This is a genomic window from Novosphingobium decolorationis (assembly GCF_018417475.1).
In the GTDB taxonomy this organism is placed as follows: Bacteria; Pseudomonadota; Alphaproteobacteria; order Sphingomonadales; family Sphingomonadaceae; genus Novosphingobium; species Novosphingobium decolorationis.
In genome coordinates, this window is the sequence record NZ_CP054856.1 from 335281 (window position 1) to 358685 (window position 23405).

The window sequence follows — 23405 nt, forward strand, 5'->3', positions numbered from 1 at the left end:
AGTGGCAGACACCTACGACGTCATCGTCCTCGGCTCCGGCCCCGGCGGCTACGTTTCGGCCATCCGTGCGGCGCAGCTTGGCCTGAAGACCGCCATTGTCGAGCGCGAGCTGCTCGGCGGCATCTGCCTCAACTGGGGCTGCATCCCGACCAAGGCGCTACTGCGCTCGGCCGAAGTGTTTCACCAGATGCAGCATGCCAAGAACTACGGCCTGGCCGCGGACAATATCCGCGCCGATCTCGATGCCGTGGTCAAGCGCTCGCGCGGCGTGGCCAAGCAGCTGAACCAGGGCGTCACGCACCTGATGAAGAAGAACAAGATCACCGTCCACATGGGCACCGGCACGCTGGTGGGCGACGGCAAGATCGAGGTCGCGGGCGAGAAGGGCAAGGAAACCATCTCGGCCAAGCACATCATCGTGGCGACTGGCGCGCGTGCGCGCGAACTTCCTAATGCGCCCGTTGACGGCAAGCGCGTGTGGACCTACCGCCACGCGATGACCCCGACCGAGATGCCGACCAAGCTTCTGGTCATGGGCTCGGGCGCGATCGGCGTCGAGTTCGCGAGCTTCTACAACGACATGGGCGTCGACGTCACCATCGTCGAGATGGTCGACCGCATCATGCCGGTGGAAGACAAGGACGTCTCGGCCTTCATGCACAAGGCGCTGACCAAGCAGGGCATGAAGATCCTGACCGAAACCGCCGTGCAGGACGTCAAGGCCGGTGCGAAGGACGTGAAGGTCAAGATCAAGGCCAAGGACGGCAAGGTCACCGAGGAAACCTACAGCCACGTGATCTCGGCCGTGGGCATCGTGCCCAACACCGAGAACGTGGGGCTGGAAAAGGTCGGCGCCAAGCTCGAGCGCGGCTTCATCCAGATCGACGACTACGGCCGCACCGGCGTCAAGGGCCTGTGGGCCATCGGTGACTGCACCCCCGGCCCCTGGCTCGCCCACAAGGCCAGCCACGAGGGTGTGACGGCGGCCGAAGCCATCGCGCAGGAACTGGGCAACAAGGACGTGCACCCGCACGGTCTTGACCGCAACAACATCCCGGGCTGCACCTATTGCCACCCGCAGGTGGCCTCTGTCGGCATGACCGAAGCCAAGGCCAAGGAAGCGGGCTACACCGTCAAGGCGGGCACGTTCCCCTTCATCGGCAACGGCAAGGCCATTGCGCTGGGCGAACCGGAAGGCTTCGTGAAGACGGTGTTCGACGCGAAGACCGGCGAACTGCTGGGCGCGCACATGGTCGGCGCGGAAGTCACCGAGATGATCCAGGGCTACGTCGTGGGCAAGACGCTCGAGACGACCGAAGCCGAACTGATGCAGACGGTCTTCCCGCACCCCACGATCTCGGAATCGATGCACGAATCCGTGCTCGCCGCCTTTGGCCGCGCGATCCACATCTGATCGGCGGGTCCCCAAGGGATCTACAAACGAGAAAGGGCGGGCCTTGCGGTCCGCCCTTCTTCGTTTGGGGTTCTCGTGCGCTCTCAGGCCGCCGCCTTGGGAAAGACAACCGCGCGGATCGCGTCGAGTGCGCCCGGATCCTCGATGGTCGGGGGTGGGGGGAAGTCCTCGCCGTTCATGATCTTGCGCAGGACATTGCGCAGGATCTTGCCCGAGCGGGTCTTGGGCAGCTGGGGCACGACAAACGCGGTCTTGAGCGCGGCCACGGCGCCCAGTTCGCTGCGCACCTCGGCAATGACGCGAGGGGCCAGGCTCTCCAGATCGCTCGCCCCGGCGCGGGGGATCACGAAGGCAATCGGGATCTGGCCCTTGAGCGCATCGTCCGCGCCGATCACCGCGCACTCGGCCACGCCATCGACGGTGGCGACGATCTGCTCCATCTGTCCGGTCGAAAGGCGGTGCCCGGCGACATTGATGATGTCATCGGTGCGGCCCATGATGTGGAGGAAGCCTTCCGCGTCGAAATGGCCGGCATCTCCGGTTTCGTAGAAGCCGGGGAAGGACGTGAAGTTCTTCGCGTAGCCTGCCGGGTTGTTCCAGAGCGTGCGGAAGGCACACGGGGCCAGAGGCTCGCGCATGACCACGGCACCGCTCTTGCCATCGGGAACGGGCTGGCCGTCCTCACCGAGGATCGCAAAAGCGTTGCCCGGCACGGGAAAGCCTGCGCTGCCACGCTTGCGGCGCGTGTCGCCAAGGCCGAAGCAGGTGGCGATGGCAGGTGCGCCCAGTTCGGTCTGCCACCAGTGGTCGATCACGGGCAGGCGGGTGTGCTCCTCGGCCCAGGATATGGTCTCGGGATCGGCGCGCTCTCCGGCCAGGAAAATCACCTTGAGATCGCCTGTACCGATTTCCTGGAGGAAACTCGCCTCCGGGTCTTCCTTGCGGATGGCGCGGATCGCGGTCGGGGCGGTGAAGAAGGTCTTGACCTTGTGGCGCTGGATGACGCGCCAGAACGTCCCTGCATCGGGCGTGCCGACCGGCTTGCCTTCGAAGAGGACGGTCGTCGCGCCTGCCAGCAGCGGCGCATAGACGATGTAGCTGTGGCCCACGACCCAGCCCACGTCCGAAGCTGCCCAGAACACATCCCCCGGCCCGACGTCGTAGATCGCGGGCATCGACCAGGCGAGGTTGACGGCGTGGCCTCCATTTTCGCGCACGACGCCCTTGGGCGTACCGGTCGTGCCGGACGTGTAGAGGATGTAGAGCGGATCATTCGCCGCCATTTCCGCACAGGGCGGAATAGGGAGATGCGCCGTCTCTTCGCGCAGAGCCGCCCAATCGTGGTCGCGCGGGGCGCGCAGTTCGGCGGCCACCTGCGGGCGCTGGAACACGAGGACGCTCTCGACCTCGTGCTGCGCGCTGGCAAGCGCCTCGTCGACGAGAGGCTTGTAGGCGATGGTGCGACTGCCTTCGATCCCGCACGAGGCGGTAAGGAGCGCACGCGGCGTCGCATCGTCGATGCGCTTGGCCAGTTCGTGCGCGGCAAAGCCCCCGAAGACGACCGAGTGGATCGCGCCCAGGCGTGCGCAGGCGAGCATCGCAAACACGGTCTGCGGGATCATCGGCATGTAGATGACGACACGGTCGCCCCGTCCAACGCCCCGGGCCTCGAGCATCGCCGCGACGCGGCCGACCTCGTCCTGCAGCCCGGCATAGGTCCAGCGCTCGACGGTGCCGGTAACGGGGCTGTCGTAGATGAGGGCGCAATCCTCGCCGCGCCCGTTGGCGACATGGCGATCCACCGCGTTCCAGGCGGTGTTGAGCGTGCCTCCGGCAAACCAGCCCCGGTCGGGATCGTAGGTGGTGTCGGGCGGCGTGATCCAGTCGATTGCGCGCGCGGCCTGGCTCCAGAACGCCTCGGGATGCTTGATGCTCAGATCCCAGGTCTGCCGATAGGCATCACTCATGTTGTCCTCTCCTCCTCATCCGACACCCCGATCTCCTCTTCTAGGGGGTGTCGGCCGCTTTTGTTGTGCCCCTATCGAAACGACTTGGACAGTACGACCATGGTAGGGTCTCCATCGAAGGGTTCGGGAACAAAGCCCTTCTCGCGTTCGAGCTCGATGGCGGCGTGGTTGTCGCGGCTCTCGATGGCGATGGCGCGGCGGCACCCCCGCTCCTTGGCCTGTTTGGCGAGGAAATCGAGCATGGCCCAGCCCACGCCCTGGCCTTTGTAAGCGTTGGCTACCGAGATCGCGATCTCGCCCGTGTCGAGCGGGCCGTCGCAGGCGAGGAGGCCCGAGGCAATGAGTTCGCCGGTCGCGGTGTTGAAGCCCAGCCAGGATTCGGTGCGGAAGTGGTCGGCGTGGACCATCGGTGCAAGCTGCGCTTCGCTGACGTGCTCGGCCGCGGCAAAGAAGCGGAAGCGGCGGTCCTCGTCGCTCACCCGGTCGAAGAATTCCGAGAGGATCCCGGCATCGGCCTCGGTTGCGGGCCGCACATCGAGATCGAGCCCTGAGCGGGTGGGGAGGGTGACGGCTGTGATAGTGGACATCTGGAATACTCCGTTTGGAGAGGGTGTACCGATATCTGTAGGCGTGGCGCCGCCCCCGCACCTTGATTGAAATCAGGTTGCGGAGGCGGCGAGAAGTGGATCACGCTCTGGCTTCGTGATCAATCAGTCGTCGATATTGCGACGGAACGTTTCGGGCAGGAAGATGACACCGATGACGACCGTCAGGATCGCGACAACGACAGGGTACCACAGGCCGTAGTAGATATCGCCGGTCGCAGCGACCATTGCGAAGGCCGTGGTGGGCAGGAAGCCGCCGAACCAGCCGTTGCCCAGGTGGTAGGGAAGCGACATCGAGGTGTAGCGGATCTTGGTCGGGAACAGTTCGACCAGCATCGCGGCAATCGGGCCGTAAACCATGGTGACGAGCACCACGAGGTAGAACAGGATCGCAACGACCTTGACCGTGTCGATCTCGTCCGGGTTGGCGGCCGCCGGATAGCCCGCGTTGGCAAGCGCGGTGTCGACCTGGCCCTGGTAGGCGGTGATGGCGGCCGCGCGCGCCTCACCCTGGATCCGGGCGGGATCGGGGGCGACGAGCGAGGTACCTCCCACCGAGACCGAGGCGATGGTGCCTGCGGGAGCCTTGGCATTGGTGTAGTTGATGCCATTCTTGGCGAGAAATGCCTTGGCGATGTCGCAGCTGCTGGCGTCGAACTTGTTCTTGCCGATCGGATCGAACTGGAACGAGCACTCGCCTTCATGCGCGGTCACGACGACGGGGGCCGAGGCGGTCGCACGGGCCAGAGCCGGGTTGGCGGCTTCGGACAGCGCGTGGAAGGCGGGGAAGTAGCTCACCGCGCCGAGCAGGCAGCCGCCCAGGATGATGTACTTGCGCCCGATACGGTCCGACAGCCAGCCAAAGAAGACGAAGAGCGGAGTGCCCAGCGCCAGCGCGATGGCGATCAGGTAGTTGGTCGTCGCGCCATCCACCTTGAGGATCTTTTCAAGGTAGAACATCGCGTAGAACTGGCCCGTGTACCAGACGACGGCCTGGCCCGCGACGGCGCCGAACAGGGCAATGAGCACGAACTTGAGATTGCCCCACTGGCCGAAGGCCTCGGTAATGGGGGCCTTCGAGGTCGTGCCTTCCTCCTTCATCTTCTGGTAGACGGGGCTTTCGTTGAGCTGCAGGCGGATCCACATCGATACGCCCAGGAGGATCGCCGAGAGCAGGAACGGCACGCGCCAGCCCCAGCCTGCGAAGGTGTCCTCGCCCATGCCGGTGCGCACGCCCAGCACGATGAGAAGCGCGGCGAACAGGCCGAAGGTCGCGGTGATCTGGATGAAGCTGGTGTAGAGTCCGCGCTTGTTGGAGGGGGCATGCTCGGCCACGTAGGTCGCCGCGCCGCCATATTCACCGCCCAGCGCCAGGCCCTGGACCACGCGCAGCGCGACCAGGATGATCGGCGAGGCAATGCCCAGCGTGTCGTAGCCGGGCAGAAGACCGACCGCGAACGTCGAGACGCCCATCAGGCCCATCGTGACAAGGAAGGTGTATTTGCGCCCGACAAGGTCGCCCACGCGCCCGAACACGAGCGCGCCGAAGGGGCGCACCGCGAAACCGGCCGCGAACGCGCCGAGTGCGAGGATGAAGCCGGTGGTCTCGTTCACGCCCGAGAAGAACGTGCGGGAAATGAAACTGGCGAGAAGCCCATAGAGATAGAAATCGTACCACTCGAACACCGTGCCCAGCGAGGACGCGGTGATGACCAGCTTCTCCTTGCCCGTGGCCTTGTGGTGCTTGGGCAAGCCATCGTATTCTTCGTATGTCGTGGCCATTGCAAACTCTCCCGTGATGGCTGCCGGTCCGCGCAAGGGCGGGCCGGGCAGCCGCGTGTTGTCCCTCTTAGAAACTGTACTTGGCGGCGAACTCCATGCGGTCGAGCGCGCCGTCCGCACCCGAAACCGTCTCGCGCAGGGCGTGGCGGTATTCGACGCCGACGTCGAAATGCTCGACCGGCGTCCAGAACAGGTTGGCCGCCGCACTCCAGGCCCGCTTGTTGGCCATGTCGTGAACCAGCAGGCCACCGGGGTAACTGGCGCTCTGGTAGCCACCCATGAAGGTCGAGCGCAGGGTGCCGCCCCATCCCAGCTTGAGCGCGGCCAGCGCGGCAAAGTTGTCGATGACGGCCAGATCGTCGCCTGCCTGGGGCTGCATCACGTCGCCTACGAAGCCAAGCCCGAGATAGCGCCCGATGCCCTGGCCATAGGTTGCCATGAAGCGCAGGTCGTGGCGGTTGTCGGGGCCGAAGGGGATCTTGCCCGAGCCCGAGATGCCCCAGCCTGCGGCGGTGTGCTTGTCGCCTCCCAGTTCCGAGCGCAGTTCGCGCACGATGCCTGCCAGGGTGAAGCTGCCCAGCGAATTCGTCCAGTTGAGCCGTCCGACCAGATCGGGCAGACGGTCCTCATCGAGATCGAGATAACCCGGTGAAGCGCTGGACAGGATCTCGGTCTGCGGGTTCTCCAGTGCAACCGCCAGCTCCAGTCCGGGGCTCAGCCGGGTGGTGTAGCGGATCTGTGTCTGGCGGTTGAACACGGTGCCCTCGATGGGCCCTGCAAAGTCGGTCGATTCCGGCAGGACCGCGGTGTTCTGGAAGGTCGACCATTCCTGCCCGATCAGCCAGTGATCGTATTGGAGGAACGCGCGGCGCAAGGTCGGTGTGTAGGGGTTGGTCGCGCGCTGCGCGCCCGCAGGTGCGGTGGCGAGCGCGAAGTCGAATTCCAGGTAGCCCTTGATCTCCTTGTCGCCGACGGGCGTCGCCGCGCCGAGCGAGAAGCGGGTCTGGCGGGCCATCATGGTCATGTCGGTGCTGGAAGGCGCATCGCCGACCGGAATGTGCTGGGGAAGGTAGAACTCCTTGCCCAGCGCGCCGACGCCGACATCGCCCTCGCTCCAGCGCGAGGCAATCGCGTTGACGCGAACGTAGCCGCCGAGCGTGAAGCGGGTGGCACCGACGGTGAAGCCATTTTCGGTCTTGGGGCGGGCGGTTTCGGCGGCCGCGACGCGGGTCGCCACTTCGGCGTTCTGGGCGGTAACGCTTGCCAGCGCCTCCTGCGTGCGGGTGTCGGCTTCGGCCTGGTCCTCGCGCGCGGCGGCCAGGTCCGCCCGCAATTGCTGCATCTCGGCCTCGAGCCGCTCGAGCCGGGCTTCCAGGGCCGCTTCGCGCTCGGTGATCGCGGCCTGGGCGACGTGCGGGGCCGCCAGGCTCGTCGCTGCGAGCAGGGCACAGGACCAGCGCCTGTTCATGGACATCTCTCCTCTCCTCCAGTGCCCTGGCCCTGCTATGTTCTGGAAGAAGAGAGGCGGGCACCATCCCGACCTTTGGCGCAGTACTACGACCATTGTCTAATGTCGGTGGAGAACGTGGAATGTGCTAGAGGACGCTCAAACCCGGATTAACCGGCGCGCAACATACCGGAGAGGAGATACCCATGGTCGAGGCCCTTTATCCCGTCCCTGAGGACTGGGCAAAGAATGCACTCATCAACCAAGACACCTACATGGAGAAGTACCAGCGCTCTCTCGACGATCCGGAAGGCTTCTGGCGTGACGAGGCGCAGCGGATCGACTGGATCAAGCCCTTCAGCGTGGTCAAGCAGACGAGCTTCCACGAGGCCGATTTCGGCATCTCCTGGTTCCCCGATGGTACGCTCAACCTCTCGGCCAATGCACTTGACCGGCACCTTGCCGAACGCGGCGACCAGATCGCGATCCTGTGGGAACCAGACGATCCCAAGGACCCGGAACGCCGCATCACCTACCGCCAGCTGCACGAGGACGTGTGCCGCTTTGCCAACCTTCTGAAGGCGCGCGGCGTCACGAAGGGGGATCGGGTCACGATCTACCTTCCAATGGTGCCCGAAGCGGCCGTGGCGATGCTGGCCTGTGCGCGCATCGGTGCGATCCACTCCATTGTCTTTGCCGGCTTCTCGCCCGACGCACTGGCGGGGCGCATCACCGATTGCGACAGCTCCATTGTCCTCACCGCCGACCAGGGGCTGCGTGGCGGCAAGCGCGTCCCGCTCAAGGCCAATGTCGACGAAGCGCTGGAGGACTGCCCCGGCGTCGAGACCGTGGTTGTTCTCGCCCACACCGGCGCGGACGTGCCCATGGTCGAAGGCCGTGACATCGATTGGGCGACCAGCGTTGCCGAGCAATCGGTCGACTGCGCCCCGGAGGAGATGAACGCGGAAGACCCGCTGTTCATCCTCTACACCTCGGGATCGACCGGCAAGCCCAAGGGCGTGCTCCACACCACCGGTGGCTACTCGGTCTGGGCCTCGATGACGCACGAGTACGTCTTCGACTACCGCCCCGGCCAGATCTACTGGTGCGCGGCCGACATCGGGTGGGTGACGGGCCACTCCTACGTCGTCTACGGGCCGCTGATGAACGGCGCGACCACGGTGATGTTCGAGGGCGTGCCCAGCTTCCCGGACGCGAGCCGCTTCTGGCAGATCGTCGACAAGTACGAGGTCGAGATCTTCTACGGCGCGCCGACCGCTCTGCGCGCGCTGATGCGCGAGGGCGATGACTACGTGAAGGCCACCAGCCGCAAGAGCCTCAAGGTGCTGGGTTCGGTGGGCGAACCGATCAACCCCGAAGCCTGGTCCTGGTACTACAATGTGGTAGGTGAGGGCCGCTGTCCCATCGTCGACACCTGGTGGCAGACCGAGACGGGCGGCGTGATGATCACCCCGCTTCCCGGCGCAACCGACCTCAAGCCGGGCTCCGCTTCCAAGCCGATGTTCGGCGTGCGCCCCATGCTGCTCGACAACGACGGCAAGGAAATGACGGGGGCGGGCGAGGGCTGCCTTGTCGTCGCCGACAGCTGGCCGGGGCAGATGCGCACCGTCTGGGGCGATCACGAGCGCTTCTTCCAGACCTATTTCAGCACCTTCAAGGGCTTCTACTTCACCGGCGACGGCTGTCGCCGCGACGAGGATGGCTACTACTGGATCACGGGCCGCATCGACGACGTCATCAACGTCTCGGGCCACCGTATGGGGACCGCCGAGATCGAATCTGCGCTCGTTGCCCATCACAAGGTCGCCGAGGCTGCGGTTGTGGGCATGCCGCACGAGATCAAGGGGCAGGGCATCTACGCCTTCGTGACCACGAACAGCGGGGTCGAGGCGGACGAGGACCTGCGCCGCGAACTCATCAAGTGGGTGCGCCACGAGATCGGCCCGATCGCAACGCCCGATGTGATCCAGTTCGCACCCGGCCTTCCCAAGACCCGTTCGGGCAAGATCATGCGCCGCATCCTGCGCAAGATCGGCGAGAATGATGTTTCGAGCCTGGGCGACACCTCGACGCTGGCAGACCCCTCGGTGGTCGACAACCTGATCGAGAACCGCCCGCAGCCGGCCACGGCCTGACAGGCTTTGCCACAAGAGGGATGCAGGGCGCAAAGGCCGATGCTAGGCACAGGGAATGACTCGCAGCGTCCTTATTGCCGATGATCATCCGCTTTTCCGCCAGGCCCTTGCCCTGGCGGTGGGGCAGGTCGCGCCCGATGCGCAGATCCTCGAGGCGGGCACCCTGGTGGCCGCCTCGAGTGCTGTTGCAGCTCACCCCGATCTTGCCCTGATCCTGCTGGACCTCAAGATGCCCGGTGCGGTCGGCTTCTCAGGGATCGCGCTGCTCCATGCCGAGCGGCCCGATGTCCCGATCCTTGTCGTGTCCAGCGCGGAAGGCGCGAGCGCCGCCGAAGAGGCACGCGCCTTCGGGGCCAAGGGCTTCCTTCACAAGGACGCGGACCTTTCCGAGATCGAAGCCGCGATTGCAGCGGCGCTCTCAGGAGCGGCGCCGGCTCCGCGCAAACAGGCCGAGCCCAGCGATCTCGACCCGATCCGTGAGCGCGTTGCCGGGCTCACGCCGACCCAGCTCAAGGTACTTCTCGCGGTTCTCGACGGTCAGCTCAACAAGCAGATCGCGCATAGCCTGGGGGTCAGCGAGGCGACCGTGAAAGCGCACATGACCGCGATCATGCGCAAGCTCGACGTCAGCAACCGCACTCAGGCTGCACTGGTCGCGCGCTCACTGGGCCTGCACCTCAGCCATTGAGACACTGGCCAGGAAGCCTTCGATAAGGCCGGGTTCCACCGGCTTGGCAAGAACCCGGACGCCCAGCGCTTCAGCGGCAGCCCGAACCGGCCCTTGCGGCTCGGCCGTCAGGATGGCGGCGGGCAGGGTCGGGCGAATGGCACGCAGCGCCTCGATCAGAGCAATACCGGTTTCGTCCCCGTCCAGGCGATAGTCGGCAAGGACCGCGTCGATCTCGCCTGCATAGGGCAGGGCCTGGTTTACGCCCGTGACGCCTACGGCGCGGTGGCCCAGTTCCTCGACCAGGGCGACCGTTGCCTCAACGATCCGGGTATCGTTGTCGACCACCAGCACGGCCAGGCGTGCAACAGGGCCTGTGATCTCGCGCGGCAAGGATGTTTCGGGCATGGGAGAGGCCACGGTTTCCGCCATCGGGAGAAGCAGGCTGAAGCGGCTTCCGCGCCCCTCGTTGGACGAGACCTCCATGCGCCCCCCCAGAAGGCGCACGATCCGCTCGACGAGGGCGAGGCCCAGCCCCAGGCCCTCGGCCTCGACCGTACCGAGGCGCGTGAACTCGCCGAAGATCGTCTCGGCGGCCTCTTGCGGAAAGCCGACCCCGGTATCGACCACGTCGATGCGCAGCCAGTCACCGCGCGTCCGCACGCCCAGCACGACCCCGCCACGCTGCGTATAGCGGATGGCGTTGGAGAGGAAGTTCTGCATGACCGAACGCAGAAGGCCGGGGTCGGTCTCGACCTGCCCGAAGAGCGATCCGATCTTGAGCCGGAGCCCTTTTGTCTCCGCACTGGGCCGGAAGCTTTCGGCAAGATCGGTGAGAAAGGGCTTGAGCGCGACAGGTTCGGGATCGGGAATGACGCCGCCCGCATCGATGCGCGAGATGTCGAGCAGGGCGCGCAGGAGCTCCTCGGCCGCGACGATGGCGCTGTCGACCCGCCCGACGAGGGGCTCCACGTCGGCGTGTGCCTTGCGCCCTAGCGCCGCAGTGAACAGACGGGCTGCGTGGAGCGGCTGGAGAAGGTCATGGCTGGCCGCGGCGAGGAACCGCGTCTTGTCCTGTGTCGCGCGGGCCAGCAGGCGGTTGGCCTCGCGCACTTCGTGGGTGCGTTCCTCGACCCGGTGTTCAAGTTCGGCAAGCGTGCGCTCCAACTCGTCGCGTACGCGCACTTCCTCGGTCACGTCGGTGAAGGACATGACGTAGCCGCCCCCCGGCATCGGACCGCCCACGGTCTTGACCACGCGTCCATCGTCACGCCGCCGCTCGAAGCTGTGGCTCTGCCGCGCACGTAGATGGTCGAGGCGCCGAGCGATGGCCGCCTCCACGTCGTCCGAACCGAAGTCTCCGCGCTCGGCGTTGTGGCGGATGAGGATCTCGATGGGCATGCCCGCGCGCACCAGCCCGGCCGGGTACTTCAGGATCTCTTCGTAGCGTGAGTTCCAGGCGATGAGATTGAGTTCGGCATCGACCACACTGATCCCGGCATCGATGTTCTCGAAGGTCGCGGCCAGAAGCTGGCGCGAGAAGCGCAGCGACTGCCCGCCCTCGTCGAGCAATCGGGTGACATCGGCAATCGACATCTGTCCACTGGCAAGAGCCGAGGCGACCAGGGTGCGAGCCGAGGCCGCCCCCACCACTTCGCCGATCAGAGCCTGCGCGCGGTGGGCCGTGCGGCGATCGACAGGTTGGCCGTGTTCACCGGAAGGAAATTCCCGGAGCGCCCGTTCCTCGCCGATGAAACTGGCGACGAACTGCTCCAGCTCGCCCAGGTTCGTGACCCGGTGCGAGGGGGCAAAGAGGCTGGGCAGGGCCGGTGCAGGCATCTTGCGCGCGGCGATGAGGGCATAGACGGCCAGGTTCAGCCCCAGGCTCCAGAGCACGCCGTGGACAAAGGCGCTCGTTGCCGCGATGCCGAAGAGATGTTCCGGCGCCAACGGGCCGCGCTCCAGGAACAGGATCCAGCTTGCGGGGAGGATCGGAGGCAGGGCCAGCGTGTAGGCCCATACGACCAGGCCGACGGCCAGGCTCGCCCGCGCGGCGAGAGGATCGCGGTCGCGGCCGTTGGTGGCAAGGATCAGGTGCGGCGTGAACTGGGCCATGGCGGCAAAGGCAACAAGGCCCATCGAGGCCAGCGACTGGTCGCGGTTCACGAGGAGGGCGAACGCCAGCGCGAGCGCCATGATGGCTGCGATGGAGAGCCGTCGTAGCGCCAGCATCCGCCGCCCGATACCCCCGGCCGATTGACGCCGCGTCTCGGCTCCGGGGGCGGCAAAGACCGCTCGTGCGAGCAGGTCGTTCGACACCATGGTCGCAAGCGCCGTCGTATCCACGATCGCCATCGAGGCGGCCGCTCCCACGCCGCCAAGGAGTGCCGCGGCGAGAGCCAGTTCGGATCCGACCCAATCGGGCAGCCTCAGCACGTAGAGATCGGGCGATGTTCCTTCCGGAAGCAGGGCGTGACCGGCCAGAGCGATAGGGACAATCATCAGCGCCATGGCGGCTAGGTAGGCGGCGAGGCCGTAGCGCGCGCGCAGCATGTCGTCCTCCGCGCGCGCCTCGACAAAGCTCATGTAGAACTGACGTGGCAGCGCCACGATGGCGAAGACCGACACGAGGAGAACGGTCATTACATCGAGGCTGATGTTTCCGGGGGCGAAATTGGCGCGCATCTGCGCGGCCCCGGTCGCAATGCGCGCGGGCTCTGCACCTGCAAGCAGGCTGAGCGCCAGAACGGCCACCACACCGAGCGCGATGATCTTGAACGCGGAATCCAGCCCGATTGCAAAGAGCAGGCCCTCGCTGCGGCCCGCCAGTTCGAAGCGCCGCGCGCCAAAGAGGAGCGCGAACAGGGTCAGGAGGATGCTGGCTGCAACCATGGCCGGGACAGCAATTGCGGACCCCGACACAAGGGAGAGCGCGTTGCCGATGGAGCGAAGCTGCAAGGCGAGGTAGGGAATGCTCCCCAGGAGCGCGATAAGCGTGACGAGCCGGGCAACCACGATGTCATGGCCAAAGCGTGCGGCAATGAAGTCCGAGACGGTCGTCGCGCGCTCCTGCAGCACCGCGCGTCCCAGGCGATGCAGAAAGCCCGGTGCGAGCAGCAGCAGCAGGATCGGTCCGGCATAGATGGGAAGGAAAGCCCAGCCCGATTGCACCGCGGTGCCGGTCGATCCGTAGAAGGTCCAGCTGGTGCAGTAGACGCCAAGCGCGAGGGTGTAGGCCCCGCGCCGGGCACGGCGCTGGAGGCGTCCACGGCGCGCCATGCGCTCCACGGTTCCTGCAACGGCAAACAGGATGAGGACCAGCCCCAGAGAGGCGAAGATGGCACTGGACAAGCTCATTGCGCCGCCCGGAAAGCATATGCCTGGCCGGGCACCGGGCCCACCTCTGGCGCAATGTGGCTTGAATTGTTCACCTGCGGCACTCCCCCTCTCGGCAGATTTCTAGTGCACGCATGGCGGTGTGTCATGTGCCCAATTTCGCATCCCTCATGCGGATCCGACACGGTGCAGAGGGGGCAAGCTTGTGAACAAGATGCGGGATCTGTTTGAAAATGCCTGCTTACCCTTCACATCGCGTAAGTTTCGGTCTTATGCGCGGGGCCGCCCCGTCGCAGCCGAGCCTGCGCAACGAAGCCGGGGCGCCACAAGGGTACGCCAATGCACTACATGATCCGTTCCGTCCTCGCCGCCATGCTGGCGATGGGGCCGGCCGTCGCCTTCGCCGCTCCTGCCGAGCCATCCGAACAGACCTTGAAGGCCGAAGAGGGCGGCCCGATCTCGCCCGAGGATATCGTGGGTCTCAAGGACATGCGGGAAATCGCCATGTCGCCCGATGGCCAGAGCATCCTCTATACCGTGACCGACCAGATCGCGACGGCAGGCTCACAGCGCCAGTCCATCTGGCTCGTCCCGACTGATGGCCGCAGGCCTGCCAAGCTGCTCGCCGGAGCCAAGGGGATCAGCACGTCGCCGCAGTGGGGCCCGCATGGCCAGCGGATTGCCTTCCTCTCCGACCGTGCCAATCCGCTGGTCGAGGACGAGAACACCGAATTCCGCTTCACCACCAAGGTCGAAGGCGCCCGTGCCGGGAAGGGCGAGGCAAAGGGCACGACGCAGGCCTGGATGATGTTCGCGGATGGTGGTGAAGCCGTCCCGCTTACAGCCATGCGCACATCTGTCACCAAGCTGGCGTTCGCGCCCGATGGGCGCCGTCTTGCCTTCCTCGCGGCCGATCCCGAAACGCCGGAAGAGCAGGCCGATGCCGAGGCGGGCCGCGACGAGGTCGTCTACGGAGAGCCGGGCCACTTCACCCGCCTGTGGATCCTTGATCTGGAGACAGGCGATGCGCGCCGGGTCTCGCCCGATGGGCTCAACATCTCTGAACTGGCCTGGTCGCCCGATGGTTCCCACATCGCGGTGAGCACGGCGGACAACACCGACATCAACACCTTCTTCTACGGCACCGGTGTCGCGCTGCTCGATCCGCAAACCGGCAAGCTGGGCGGAACCCTGATTGCCCATTCGCGCGGTCCGATCAGCTGGTCGCCCGACGGAAGCAAACTGCTCTCCTCGGTGGTGGGCGCAGACAATCCCATCGGCTCGGCTGTCCGGGTGCATGACCTCGCCAGCGGCAAGACGCTTAATCTGGGCGATCAGTATCCCGGCCTCTTTACCCATTTCACCTGGGCGCCGGACAGCCGCTCGATCCTCGCGACGACCTTTGAGGCGACCCGCTCCAAGGTCGTCCAGATCAAACTGGATGGCCATGTCAACTCGCTAGCGCAGCTGGACGGGGAAGCGCACGACCTGGCTCTCGACGCCAGCAGCCAGCGCATTGCCGTTGCGTTGAGCAGCCCTCAGCGCCCCTCGGACATCTGGACACTGACGCCCAGCGGCGAGACCACGGCCATTACCCGGATCAACCCACAGGTGGCCGACTGGACCATTGGCGATGTGCGCGAGGTCTCCTGGACCAGCACGGTCGATGGCCGCACCATCTACGGTGTTCTTGTCACGCCGCCGGGATACGACGGCAAGGCAGCGCTCCCTACGGTCGTGCAGATCCATGGCGGTCCGGAATGGGCCTGGTGGTCCGGCTGGCTGGGAAGCTGGCATGAATGGGCGCAGATGCTCGCAACCCATGGATATGCCGTCCTGCTTCCCAACATCCGCGGCTCGGACGGGCAGGGCACCGAATTCGCGCGCGCGGTCGGCAGCGACTGGGGCGGCGCGGACTACCAGGACATGATGGACGGCATCGACACGCTGGTGGCCGATGGCACGTCCGATCCGGAGCGCCTGGGCATCGGTGGCTGGAGCTATGGTGGCTTCATGTCGGCCTGGAGCGTGACGCAGACGGATCGCTTCAAGGCGGCCGTGATCGGAGCCGCCCCGGTCGACATGGCGGTTCTCGCCCGCACGACCGACATCCCCGATTTCTCGGCGGCCTACTTCGGAGAGGCGCAGGAGCATCTGGCCGATCTTGACGCGGTGTCCTCGGTGCGTCTGCTGGACAAGGTTGAAACCCCGGTCCTGCTGCTGCACGGCAAGGCGGACACCCGCGTGCCGCCGGACATGTCGCTGCAGTACTACACCGGCCTCACGCGGCTGAACAAGCCGGTGGAGCTCGTCTACTATCCGGGCGAGGGGCATTCCATCCAGCAGCGCGCGCACCAGATCGACGTGCAGGAGCGCACGCTCGATTTCTTCGAAACGCACCTGAAACCCTGAGCGGGATAATTATGTGAGCCGGGCTGGCAGGTCGTTCCTGCCGGCCCGGTCGGATTCTTCGGGTTCAGCCCCCGCGCACGACGCAGCGAAAGCCGATGTGCGTGGTTGAACTGTCGATCGCCTCGGGATGGCGCGCGGCCGGGCGATAGCGCTGGCAGTAGTTTGCAGCACACAAGTGCGAGCCGCCTTTTAACACCTTGCGTCCGATTTTGATCTTGGGTTGCGCCGGGTCGAAGCTCTCCTTGAGCTTGCCGCCGCGCGGATTGGCGATGGTGCAACAGCTTCCCTTGCTTTTCTTCGCGAGGGACCCCGCGCCCGGGTTCTGCGACCACCAGTCGCAGGTCCACTCCCAGGTGTTGGCAATCATGTCGTAGAGCCCATACCCGTTGGGCGGAAAGCTGCGCACAGGCGAGGTCCTCTCCCAACCATCGGCCATGGTGTTGGCGAAGGGAAACAGGCCCTGCCAGTAATTGGCCATCATCGCGCCATCTGGTGCCAGCTCATCGCCCCAGGCATAGGCCGCATCGTCCAGCCCGCCGCGTGCGGCGTATTCGAATTCGGCTTCGGTCGGCAATTCCTTGCCCGCCCACTTTGCGTAAGCCTGCGCATCGCCATAAGCGACCTGGACAACCGGATGATCCCAAAGCCCGAGTTCCTCGATGTCGGCCCCGGGACCGAGCGGATGGCGCCAGTCCGCCCCGAACTCGAAATGCCACCAGTTGCCGGGATTGCCCATGTCGACAGGTCCGCTGGTCTTGCGAAAGACCAGGGATCCAGGCTTATCCATGCCCGGAAGCATGTCTGGATAGTCCTTGGGGTCAGGCGCGATCTCGGCAAACGTCACGTGGCCGGTCGCCTCCACGAAGCGAGCGAACTCACGGTTCGTGACCGGAACTTCGTCTATCCAGAAGCTGTCCACCCGGACCTGCCGCCGTGGTGCTTCCTCCGGGTAGAAGTCCTCGGAGCCCATCGTGAAAGTGCCCCCTTCGATGCGCACCATTCCTGAGGTCAGGTCTGTGGAAGACGCGGCGGTCGCCTCGGGCGTTGCACAGCTGCTTTCTACGGTCATATCCCAAGTTTGCGCGATAGGCTCGCTCCGTGCAAGCCTTGGCTACGTAGGGTGCCAAAGCTCATGGACATTCCGGCCGAGCGAGGACGGCCACCGCCTGGCAACTTTGACACGCGGAGAATGGCGGCAGGCCTGACACCCTTGGACGGACCTAGCGTACGGGCACCAGGCGCCGCTTTTCGGTCACGTCGATCTGGACAACACGGCCTTCGTGAACGGTCAGCGAGACGCTGCCGAACTTAAGTCCGCTCAGCGCCTCGCGCACGCTCGCCAGGCTGGTTTCAAGCGCGTGGTCACCCGTCGCGGCGGCATTGGTAAGCGACGAAGCCGTCATGACGCGACCTCGTCCAGTCCCTGGATGATGTGAAAGCGGCGCGGGCGGATATGGACCGTGTCGCCCGCGGCAGGCGGAGAACGGCGCCCATCGGCATCGAACTCGATGAGCCCGGCAAGCTCCTCGCTGTATGCCTCAATCCGCCAGAATCCGCCCTTGCGGAAGACATTGGCGACCTGCACTGGATGTCCCACGTCGCCCGATGTCTCGATCTCGATGTCGTGCGGACGCACGAGGTGGCCACCCGGCAGGCGCGTGCTTTCGCCCACGAAGCGGGCGACGAAGGGGCTGGCGGGCGCCATGTAGATCTCCTCAGGTGAGCCGACCTGCTCGATCCGGCCACCCTCCATCACCACCACACGATCCGCCAGTTCGAGCGCCTCTTCCTGGTCATGGGTCACGAAGATCGTGGTCAGACCCATCTGCTTGTGAAGGTCTCCCAGCCATCGGCGCAGATGCTTGCGCACCTGCGCGTCGAGAGCGCCGAAGGGTTCATCAAGGAGAAGCAGTTGCGGTTCCGTGGCAAGGGCGCGGGCGAGCGCTACGCGCTGCCGCTGGCCGCCCGAAAGCTGTGCGGGATAGCGTGCGCCAAGGCCGCCCAGCTGGACCAGGTCGAGAAGCTCTTCGGCGCGGGCCCGGATCGCCTCACGGGAGGGGCGTTCGCGGCGGCCGCGTACCGACAGACCAAAGCCCACGTTGTCGGCCACGGTCATGTGCTTGAAGAGCGCGTAGTGCTGGAAGACGAAGCCCACCTTGCGCTGCGCGACCTTGAGGTCGGTCACATCCTCGCCGTTGAAGCACACGGTGCCCCGCTCGGGAAAGGCGAGCCCGGCAATGATGCGCAGGAGCGTCGTCTTGCCCGAACCGCTGGGGCCCAGGAGGGCAAGGAACTCGCCATCGCGCACCGACAGGTCGATATCCTGGAGCACGGTCTGCGCGCCGTAGCTTTGGGCTATTCCGGAAAGTTCGATCATCTAGGCATTCCTCCGTTGATGATGCTGGAACCGCGCCTCGACCAGGGTCTTGAGAACCAGGGTGACAAGGGCGAGGCCGGCCAGCAGCGAGGCCACCGCAAAGGCGGCCACGAAGTTGTATTCGTTGTAGAGAATCTCGACGTGGAGCGGCATCGTGTTGGTCAGTCCGCGCAGGTGCCCCGACACCACCGATACCGCACCGAACTCGCCCATCGCCCGCGCGTTGCACAAGAGCACGCCGTAGAGCAGGCCCCAGCGCACGTTGGGCAGCGTGACGCGCAGGAACGTCTGCAGGCCCGAGGCTCCCAGCGAGAGCGCGGCTTCCTCGTCGTCGCGGCCCTGTTCCAGCATGAGCGGGATGAGCTCGCGGGCGACGAAGGGGAAGGTCACGAAGATGGTCGCAAGGACAATCCCCGGCACCGCGAAGACGATCTGGATGTCGTGGCTGTCGAGCCAGGGTCCGAGCCACCCCTGTGCCCCGAAAAGAAGCACGTAGACCAGGCCTGCCACCACCGGCGAGACCGAAAAGGGCAGGTCGATGAAAGTGATGAGAAGGCTGCGTCCGGGAAAGTCGAACTTGGCGATGGCCCAGGCCGCAACGAGCCCGAAGATCACGTTCACCGGCACGCTGATTGCCGCCACCAGCAAGGTCAGACGGATCGCGCTGCGCGCATCGGGATCGACGAGTGCGGCCGCGTAGGCGGCGAGACCATGCTTCAACGCCTCGACGAAGACCACCACGAGTGGAAGCAGCAGGAACAGGGCGAGAAAGGCCAGCGCGGCAAGGATCAGTACCGCCGGGCCTGCAGAACGGAGACGGGACGTCATCGCACGCTCCTGCGGCGGCTCCAGGCCTGGATGAGGTTGATCACCAGCAGCATGGCGAAAGCTGCCATCAGCATGACGGTGGCGATCGCACCGGCACCGGCGTAGTCGTACTGCTCAAGGTGGGTCACGATCAGCAAAGGGGCGATCTCCGAGGTGAAGGGCATGTTCCCGGCGATGAAGATGACCGAGCCGTACTCACCCAGTCCCCGCGCGAAGGCGAGCGCAAAACCGGTCAGGAGCGCGGGCAGAATCTCGGGCAGGATCACCCGGGCAAAGACCTGCACCGGGACTGCGCCCAGCGAGAGCGCCGCTTCCTCGACCTCACGGTCGAAGTCTTCGAGCACCGGTTCGACCGCGCGCACGATGAAGGGGAGCCCCACGAAAATGAGCGCTAGGGTGATCCCCGCCGGGTTGTAGGCGAGCGGCAGGCCAAGAGGCGCCGTGACGCGGCCGAGCCAGCCATTGCTCGCGCAGATCGCGGTGAGCGCAATGCCCGCCACCGCGGTCGGGAGCGCGAAGGGCAGGTCGACCAGCGCATTCACGAGGCGTCGGCCGGGAAAGGCGTAGCGCACCAGCACCCAGGCGGTCAGCAATCCGAACACCGCGTTGACGCTGGCTGCAATCAGCGACGTGCCAAAGCTGATCCGGTAGGCCGCCAGCGCGCGCGCAGAGAAGGCCGCCTCGGCAAATCGTGCCCAGCCCAATCCGGCGCTGGCGAGGAATACCGTACTGAGCGGGATCAGAACGATCAGGCACAGCCACAGGAGGGTCAGACCCATGGTCAGCCGGAAGCCGGGCAGGATCGAGCGGGGGCGGAGCCTGGGGCGTGGCGGCGGTACCCTGTCGGACCGGGCAGGCCGCGTGTGGTGGTCGAGCACCACCGAAGTCGTCATGTCCATGGCCGTCACCGTCCGCCGGGGGCGTAAATGCGGTCGAACACTCCGCCATCGGCGAAGAAGCGCTCCTGCGCCGCCTTCCAGCCTCCGAATTGGCCGTCGACGGTCACGAGGTTGAGCGTGGGGAAGTCATCCGCATGGCGCTGCGCCACGTTGGTGTCGATCGGGCGATAATGGTTCTGCGCAATGATTTCCTGGGCTTCGGGGGAGTAGAGATAGTCGAGATAAGCCCGGGCGACCTCTTCGGTGCCATGACGCCGCGCGTTGCCATCGACCACCGCCACGGGGGGCTCCGCAAGGATCGAGAGCGAGGGCGTGACAATGTCGAAGCGATCTTCGCCCAGTTCCTTGCGGGCGAGATAGGCCTCGTTCTCCCAGGCCAGCAGGACATCGCCGATGCCGCGCTCCACGAAAGTCGTGGTGGCCCCGCGCGCGCCGCTATCGAGGACGGGCACGTTGCGATAAAGGCGCTGCACGAACTCCTGCGCTCCCGCATCGCGGCCACCTGCATGCGCTTTTCCGTAGGCCCAGGCGGCCAGAAAGTTCCAGCGCGCTCCGCCGCTGGTCTTGGGATTGGGCGTGATCACGGCGACGCCCGGCTTCACCAGGTCATTCCAGTCGGCAATGGCCTTGGGGTTTCCCTTGCGCACGAGGAAGACGATGGTGGAGGCGTAGGGCGTGCTGTTGTGGGGCAGGCGGGCCTGCCAGTTCACCGGCAGCTTGCCGCCGGTGCGCGCGGCGATCGCGTCGATATCGTAGGCGAGCGCCAGCGTCACCACGTCGGCCGAAAGGCCATCGATTACCGCGCGGGCCTGCTTGCCCGATCCGCCATGGCTCATCCGGATGGAGACGTCCTTGCCGGTCCTGGCCTTCCAATGCTCTGCGAAACGTGGGTTGAGCGCTTCGTAAAGCTCGCGCGTGGGGTCGTAGGAAACGTTCAGAAGTTCGATGGTCTCGCCCGCGGCACCATCACCAGCCTGCGAACAGGCGGACAGGACGAAGGGAGCCAGCAGCAGGACGGCGGCGCGCCGGGCGCGTGTCCTCAGGGCAGGTTTCATTACGCGGTCTCCTGAATGCCTTCCCTCCGCCCGTGTGGACGGAAAAGCGGGAGCGACTCATTACCGCATTATTCCTATCTGGATGGTAGGGATTGTAAAGGCGCAAAAGCGCACGGACTTAGCCAGCCCTGCGCTCCTGTGCGATGAAACCGGGATCCTGGCCTTCGCGCAAGGCATCCGCGATCGTGCGCGATTCCAGTACCTGTCGGCTCGCCTCGTAGGAGCGGGCGAGCTCGCGACGGATAATGCACCGGGCCTCGTTCTCGCAGTCCTCGCAGCGACGGTAAGCGTTGCGTGACAGGCACGGCAGCGGCGCAAGGGGGCCATCGAAAATGCGCAGAACTTCGCCAAAACTGATCGTGTCCGTCGGTCGCAACATGACATAGCCCCCCGCCTTGCCTCGGCGGCTTTCCAGGATGCCGGATTTCTTCAGATCGAGCAGGATCTGCTCGAGGAACTTGTGCGGAATCGCGTGGCTACGGGCGATCTCGGTGCTGGTGATGGCCTCGCCTTCAGGCTGGGCGGCTACGGCAAGAAGGGCACGCAGGGCGTACTTGGCTTTGTTCGAGATCATGACCTGGGTGCAACTTCCCTACAACAGAACTGGACTTTACGCCGCCAAGGGCGCGGATACAACTAGACCATCAGGCCCAACGCAAGCAGCGCGGCAAGACAGCACAGCGCCAGGAGTGGAGCGCCAAAGCGGGGAAAGTCCCGAAAGCGATAGCCCCCTGCGCCCATCACGACCGCGTTGTTGTGGTGGCCGAACGGCGTCAGAAAGTCGAGCGAAGTGCCAACCGCGACGGCCATCAGCAGGGGCTCCAGCGCCACGCCCGTGCGCGCGGAGATGCTTGTGGCGATGGGACTGAGCACGATCGCGGTCGACACGTTGTCGATGAACGGGGTGATGGCGATGGCCATGAACAGTACCAACGCGATCACTCCGAGCGGCTGTTCGCCGGGGAGCCAGGCGACGATGGCGTTGGCGATCACCCGCGCGGCTCCTGTATCTTGCACCGCCAGGCCAAGCGGGATCATGCAGGCGAGCAGGATTACGATCGGCCAGTTCAGCTCTTGCAACGCGGTGCGCAGGTTGAGGCAGCGGGTCGCGGCGAGGAGGAACACGACCGCGCCAAAGGCGATCTCGGCCGGGATCAGTTCAAAGGCGGAGACGAGCACGCCGGTCGCAAAGACGCCGACACCCGTCGCCGCACGGGCGTTGAGACGGGGCGGGCGGTGCCGGGACAGGGGCAGGAGCGCGCCCTCGGCCAGGGTCGTTCCCAGCGCCTCGCGATCGCCCTCAAGGATGAGGACGTCGCCGACCCCAATCTGGAGATCCGCAAAGCGCCCCTCTATCCGGTGGCGTCGGCTCGCGAGCCCGACCGCGCGGATCGCGTGCTCGGCAAACAGCCCGATGTCGCCGATTCGTGAGCCGAGGAGAAAACTGTCCGGCATGACTACGGCCTCGCTGCGTTCGGGCGTGGCGGTCCCCTCGTGGCGTTCCGCAGGGGCAAGGGCACCTTCCAGATGGAGCTGGTCGACCAGCGCGAAGTCGGCCTCAAGGAGGAGAATATCGTCTTGGGCCAAGACGATATCTGCCCGGCGCGCGAAGACGTGGGCACCATTGCGCACGACGCCGTGGACGAGGATGTCGAAGCGGGCTTCCGCGTCCGGCAGATGCAGGCCCTTCGCCGCAGAACCGTCGGGTACGCGTGCTTCGGTGAGGAAGGAGGCGGGGCCGACATCGTTCCCGGCAGGGGCGTTCGCAGGCGCGCGCAGCAGGCGTGGGGCGGCGAGAACCAGCCAGACAAGGCCCACTGCCATGACCGGCAAGCCCACTATGGCAAGGCCGAAGAAGCCCATGTTTGCGCCCGTTTGCGATACCATCCAGTCATTGACGACAAGATTCGCAGGCGTACCCGTGAGGGAACAGGTGCCCCCGAGCAAGGTTGCGAAGGAGAGCGGCATCAGCATGCGCCCCGGCGGCAGTCCGAGGCGCGCGCAAACCGACAGTGTGACCGGGAAGAAGAGCGCCAGCGCGCCGATGTTGTTCATGACCGTGGAAGCCAGCGCGGCAAGGCCGCACAGGACGGCGAGGATCGCGGTCTCTCCGTGCACGCGGCTGACGATGCGCCGTGCGAAGGTGTCGATCACACGCGATTGCGCAAGCGCGGCAACCACGAGCAGGATTTCCGCCACGGTGATGACCGCCGGATTGGAAAATCCGGCGAAGACCGCCTGCACCGGCACGAGGCCCAGTCCGAAGGCGGCGCCGAGACCGGCCATGGCGACAAGTTCGACGCGAAAGCGCTCGGACGCATAGGCCACGATCATGGCCAGGAGGATGCCCAGGATTGCCCATTGCGCGAACGTCATGCCGTATTCTTCCTGATCGAACAGCCTGGCCTGACGCCACCCGGGCGTCGGGGCTGACGGGTTCGCCCTATATCCCGATTAATT

General features: G+C 65.7%; 17 protein-coding genes. 4 read left to right on the top strand and 13 right to left on the bottom strand.

Annotated features, from left to right (window positions below; genetic code table 11):
- Position 1 precedes the first annotated feature (1 nt).
- On the top strand, positions 2-1414 hold the full coding sequence (gene lpdA, locus HT578_RS01645) for a dihydrolipoyl dehydrogenase (RefSeq protein ID WP_039393716.1): 1413 nt from the start codon (positions 2-4) through the stop codon (positions 1412-1414).
- 83 nt (positions 1415-1497) lie between these two features.
- On the opposite strand, the gene HT578_RS01650 is transcribed toward lpdA, so the two are convergent.
- The 4 genes from HT578_RS01650 to HT578_RS01665 form a co-directional block, all read right to left on the bottom strand.
- Positions 1498-3381, bottom strand: coding sequence for an AMP-binding protein (locus HT578_RS01650; RefSeq protein WP_213501772.1), 1884 nt, complete (start codon positions 3379-3381; stop codon positions 1498-1500).
- Positions 3382-3452: 71 nt separating this feature from the next.
- Positions 3453-3968: a GNAT family N-acetyltransferase gene (locus HT578_RS01655; protein WP_039393712.1), complete on the bottom strand. Its 516-nt coding sequence runs from the start codon at positions 3966-3968 to the stop codon at positions 3453-3455.
- A 123-nt stretch (positions 3969-4091) separates the two neighbouring features.
- Positions 4092-5768: an MFS transporter gene (locus HT578_RS01660; protein WP_039393710.1), complete on the bottom strand. Its 1677-nt coding sequence runs from the start codon at positions 5766-5768 to the stop codon at positions 4092-4094.
- Between the two features lie 67 nt (positions 5769-5835).
- Positions 5836-7242 carry a DcaP family trimeric outer membrane transporter gene (locus HT578_RS01665; RefSeq protein WP_239026433.1) on the bottom strand — a complete coding sequence of 469 codons (1407 nt, stop codon included), beginning with the start codon at positions 7240-7242 and terminating at the stop codon, positions 5836-5838.
- Positions 7243-7421: 179 nt separating this feature from the next.
- On the opposite strand from HT578_RS01665, the gene acs reads away from it, so the two are divergent.
- Together acs and HT578_RS01675 are read left to right on the top strand one after the other, a co-directional pair.
- Complete coding sequence (gene acs, locus HT578_RS01670; protein WP_213501774.1) at positions 7422-9371, top strand: acetate--CoA ligase; 1950 nt, start codon at positions 7422-7424, stop codon at positions 9369-9371.
- A gap of 55 nt (positions 9372-9426) precedes the next feature.
- The gene (locus HT578_RS01675; RefSeq protein WP_039393707.1) at positions 9427-10059 is read left to right on the top strand and encodes a response regulator transcription factor; all 633 of its coding nucleotides are present in this window, start codon (positions 9427-9429) and stop codon (positions 10057-10059) included.
- Here HT578_RS01675 and HT578_RS01680 read toward each other — a convergent pair.
- Positions 10033-13395 carry a hybrid sensor histidine kinase/response regulator gene (locus tag HT578_RS01680; protein WP_213501776.1) on the bottom strand — a complete coding sequence of 1121 codons (3363 nt, stop codon included), beginning with the start codon at positions 13393-13395 and terminating at the stop codon, positions 10033-10035. The two genes, HT578_RS01675 and HT578_RS01680, sit on opposite strands and share 27 nt — an antisense overlap.
- Before the next feature lie 318 nt (positions 13396-13713).
- On the opposite strand from HT578_RS01680, the gene HT578_RS01685 reads away from it, so the two are divergent.
- On the top strand, positions 13714-15786 hold the full coding sequence (locus HT578_RS01685) for a S9 family peptidase (RefSeq protein WP_213501779.1): 2073 nt from the start codon (positions 13714-13716) through the stop codon (positions 15784-15786).
- Between the two features lie 64 nt (positions 15787-15850).
- On the opposite strand, the gene HT578_RS01690 is transcribed toward HT578_RS01685, so the two are convergent.
- The 8 genes from HT578_RS01690 to HT578_RS01725 all read right to left on the bottom strand — a co-directional run bounded on the left by HT578_RS01690 (position 15851) and on the right by HT578_RS01725 (position 23321).
- The gene (locus tag HT578_RS01690; RefSeq protein ID WP_213503929.1) at positions 15851-16786 is read right to left on the bottom strand and encodes a formylglycine-generating enzyme family protein; all 936 of its coding nucleotides are present in this window, start codon (positions 16784-16786) and stop codon (positions 15851-15853) included.
- A gap of 220 nt (positions 16787-17006) precedes the next feature.
- Positions 17007-17189: a YezD family protein gene (locus HT578_RS01695; protein ID WP_213501783.1), complete on the bottom strand. Its 183-nt coding sequence runs from the start codon at positions 17187-17189 to the stop codon at positions 17007-17009.
- The gene (locus HT578_RS01700) at positions 17186-18163 is read right to left on the bottom strand and encodes a sulfate/molybdate ABC transporter ATP-binding protein (protein WP_213501785.1); all 978 of its coding nucleotides are present in this window, start codon (positions 18161-18163) and stop codon (positions 17186-17188) included. Before HT578_RS01700 ends, HT578_RS01695 begins: the two co-directional genes overlap by 4 nt.
- Positions 18164-18991, bottom strand: coding sequence for a sulfate ABC transporter permease subunit CysW (gene cysW, locus HT578_RS01705; RefSeq protein WP_213501787.1), 828 nt, complete (start codon positions 18989-18991; stop codon positions 18164-18166).
- Positions 18988-19890: a sulfate ABC transporter permease subunit CysT gene (gene cysT / locus HT578_RS01710; protein ID WP_277884183.1), complete on the bottom strand. Its 903-nt coding sequence runs from the start codon at positions 19888-19890 to the stop codon at positions 18988-18990. The genes cysW and cysT overlap by 4 nt, the downstream gene beginning before the upstream one ends.
- 5 nt (positions 19891-19895) lie before the next feature.
- Positions 19896-20945 (bottom strand): sulfate ABC transporter substrate-binding protein, encoded by a 1050-nt coding sequence (locus HT578_RS01715; RefSeq protein WP_213501789.1) that lies wholly within the window; start codon positions 20943-20945, stop codon positions 19896-19898.
- 118 nt (positions 20946-21063) lie between these two features.
- Entirely contained in the window at positions 21064-21519 is a 456-nt protein-coding gene (locus HT578_RS01720; RefSeq protein WP_213501792.1) for an RrF2 family transcriptional regulator, read from the bottom strand.
- A 62-nt stretch (positions 21520-21581) separates the two neighbouring features.
- Entirely contained in the window at positions 21582-23321 is a 1740-nt protein-coding gene (locus HT578_RS01725) for an SLC13 family permease (RefSeq protein WP_213501794.1), read from the bottom strand.
- Positions 23322-23405: the final 84 nt, after the last annotated feature.

Coding starts and splice junctions, on each gene's coding strand:
- HT578_RS01650 (WP_213501772.1), bottom strand. CDS start 3,381: ATGAGTGATGCCTATCGGCAGACCTGGGATCTGAGCATCAAGCATCCC.
- HT578_RS01655 (WP_039393712.1), bottom strand. CDS start 3,968: ATGTCCACTATCACAGCCGTCACCCTCCCCACCCGCTCAGGGCTCGAT.
- HT578_RS01660 (WP_039393710.1), bottom strand. CDS start 5,768: ATGGCCACGACATACGAAGAATACGATGGCTTGCCCAAGCACCACAAG.
- HT578_RS01665 (WP_239026433.1), bottom strand. CDS start 7,242: ATGTCCATGAACAGGCGCTGGTCCTGTGCCCTGCTCGCAGCGACGAGC.
- acs (WP_213501774.1), top strand. CDS start 7,422: ATGGTCGAGGCCCTTTATCCCGTCCCTGAGGACTGGGCAAAGAATGCA.
- HT578_RS01675 (WP_039393707.1), top strand. CDS start 9,427: ATGACTCGCAGCGTCCTTATTGCCGATGATCATCCGCTTTTCCGCCAG.
- HT578_RS01680 (WP_213501776.1), bottom strand. CDS start 13,395: ATGAGCTTGTCCAGTGCCATCTTCGCCTCTCTGGGGCTGGTCCTCATC.
- HT578_RS01685 (WP_213501779.1), top strand. CDS start 13,714: ATGCACTACATGATCCGTTCCGTCCTCGCCGCCATGCTGGCGATGGGG.
- HT578_RS01690 (WP_213503929.1), bottom strand. CDS start 16,786: ATGGTGCGCATCGAAGGGGGCACTTTCACGATGGGCTCCGAGGACTTC.
- HT578_RS01695 (WP_213501783.1), bottom strand. CDS start 17,189: ATGACGGCTTCGTCGCTTACCAATGCCGCCGCGACGGGTGACCACGCG.
- HT578_RS01700 (WP_213501785.1), bottom strand. CDS start 18,163: ATGATCGAACTTTCCGGAATAGCCCAAAGCTACGGCGCGCAGACCGTG.
- cysW (WP_213501787.1), bottom strand. CDS start 18,991: ATGACGTCCCGTCTCCGTTCTGCAGGCCCGGCGGTACTGATCCTTGCC.
- cysT (WP_277884183.1), bottom strand. CDS start 19,890: ATGGACATGACGACTTCGGTGGTGCTCGACCACCACACGCGGCCTGCC.
- HT578_RS01715 (WP_213501789.1), bottom strand. CDS start 20,945: ATGAAACCTGCCCTGAGGACACGCGCCCGGCGCGCCGCCGTCCTGCTG.
- HT578_RS01720 (WP_213501792.1), bottom strand. CDS start 21,519: ATGATCTCGAACAAAGCCAAGTACGCCCTGCGTGCCCTTCTTGCCGTA.
- HT578_RS01725 (WP_213501794.1), bottom strand. CDS start 23,321: ATGACGTTCGCGCAATGGGCAATCCTGGGCATCCTCCTGGCCATGATC.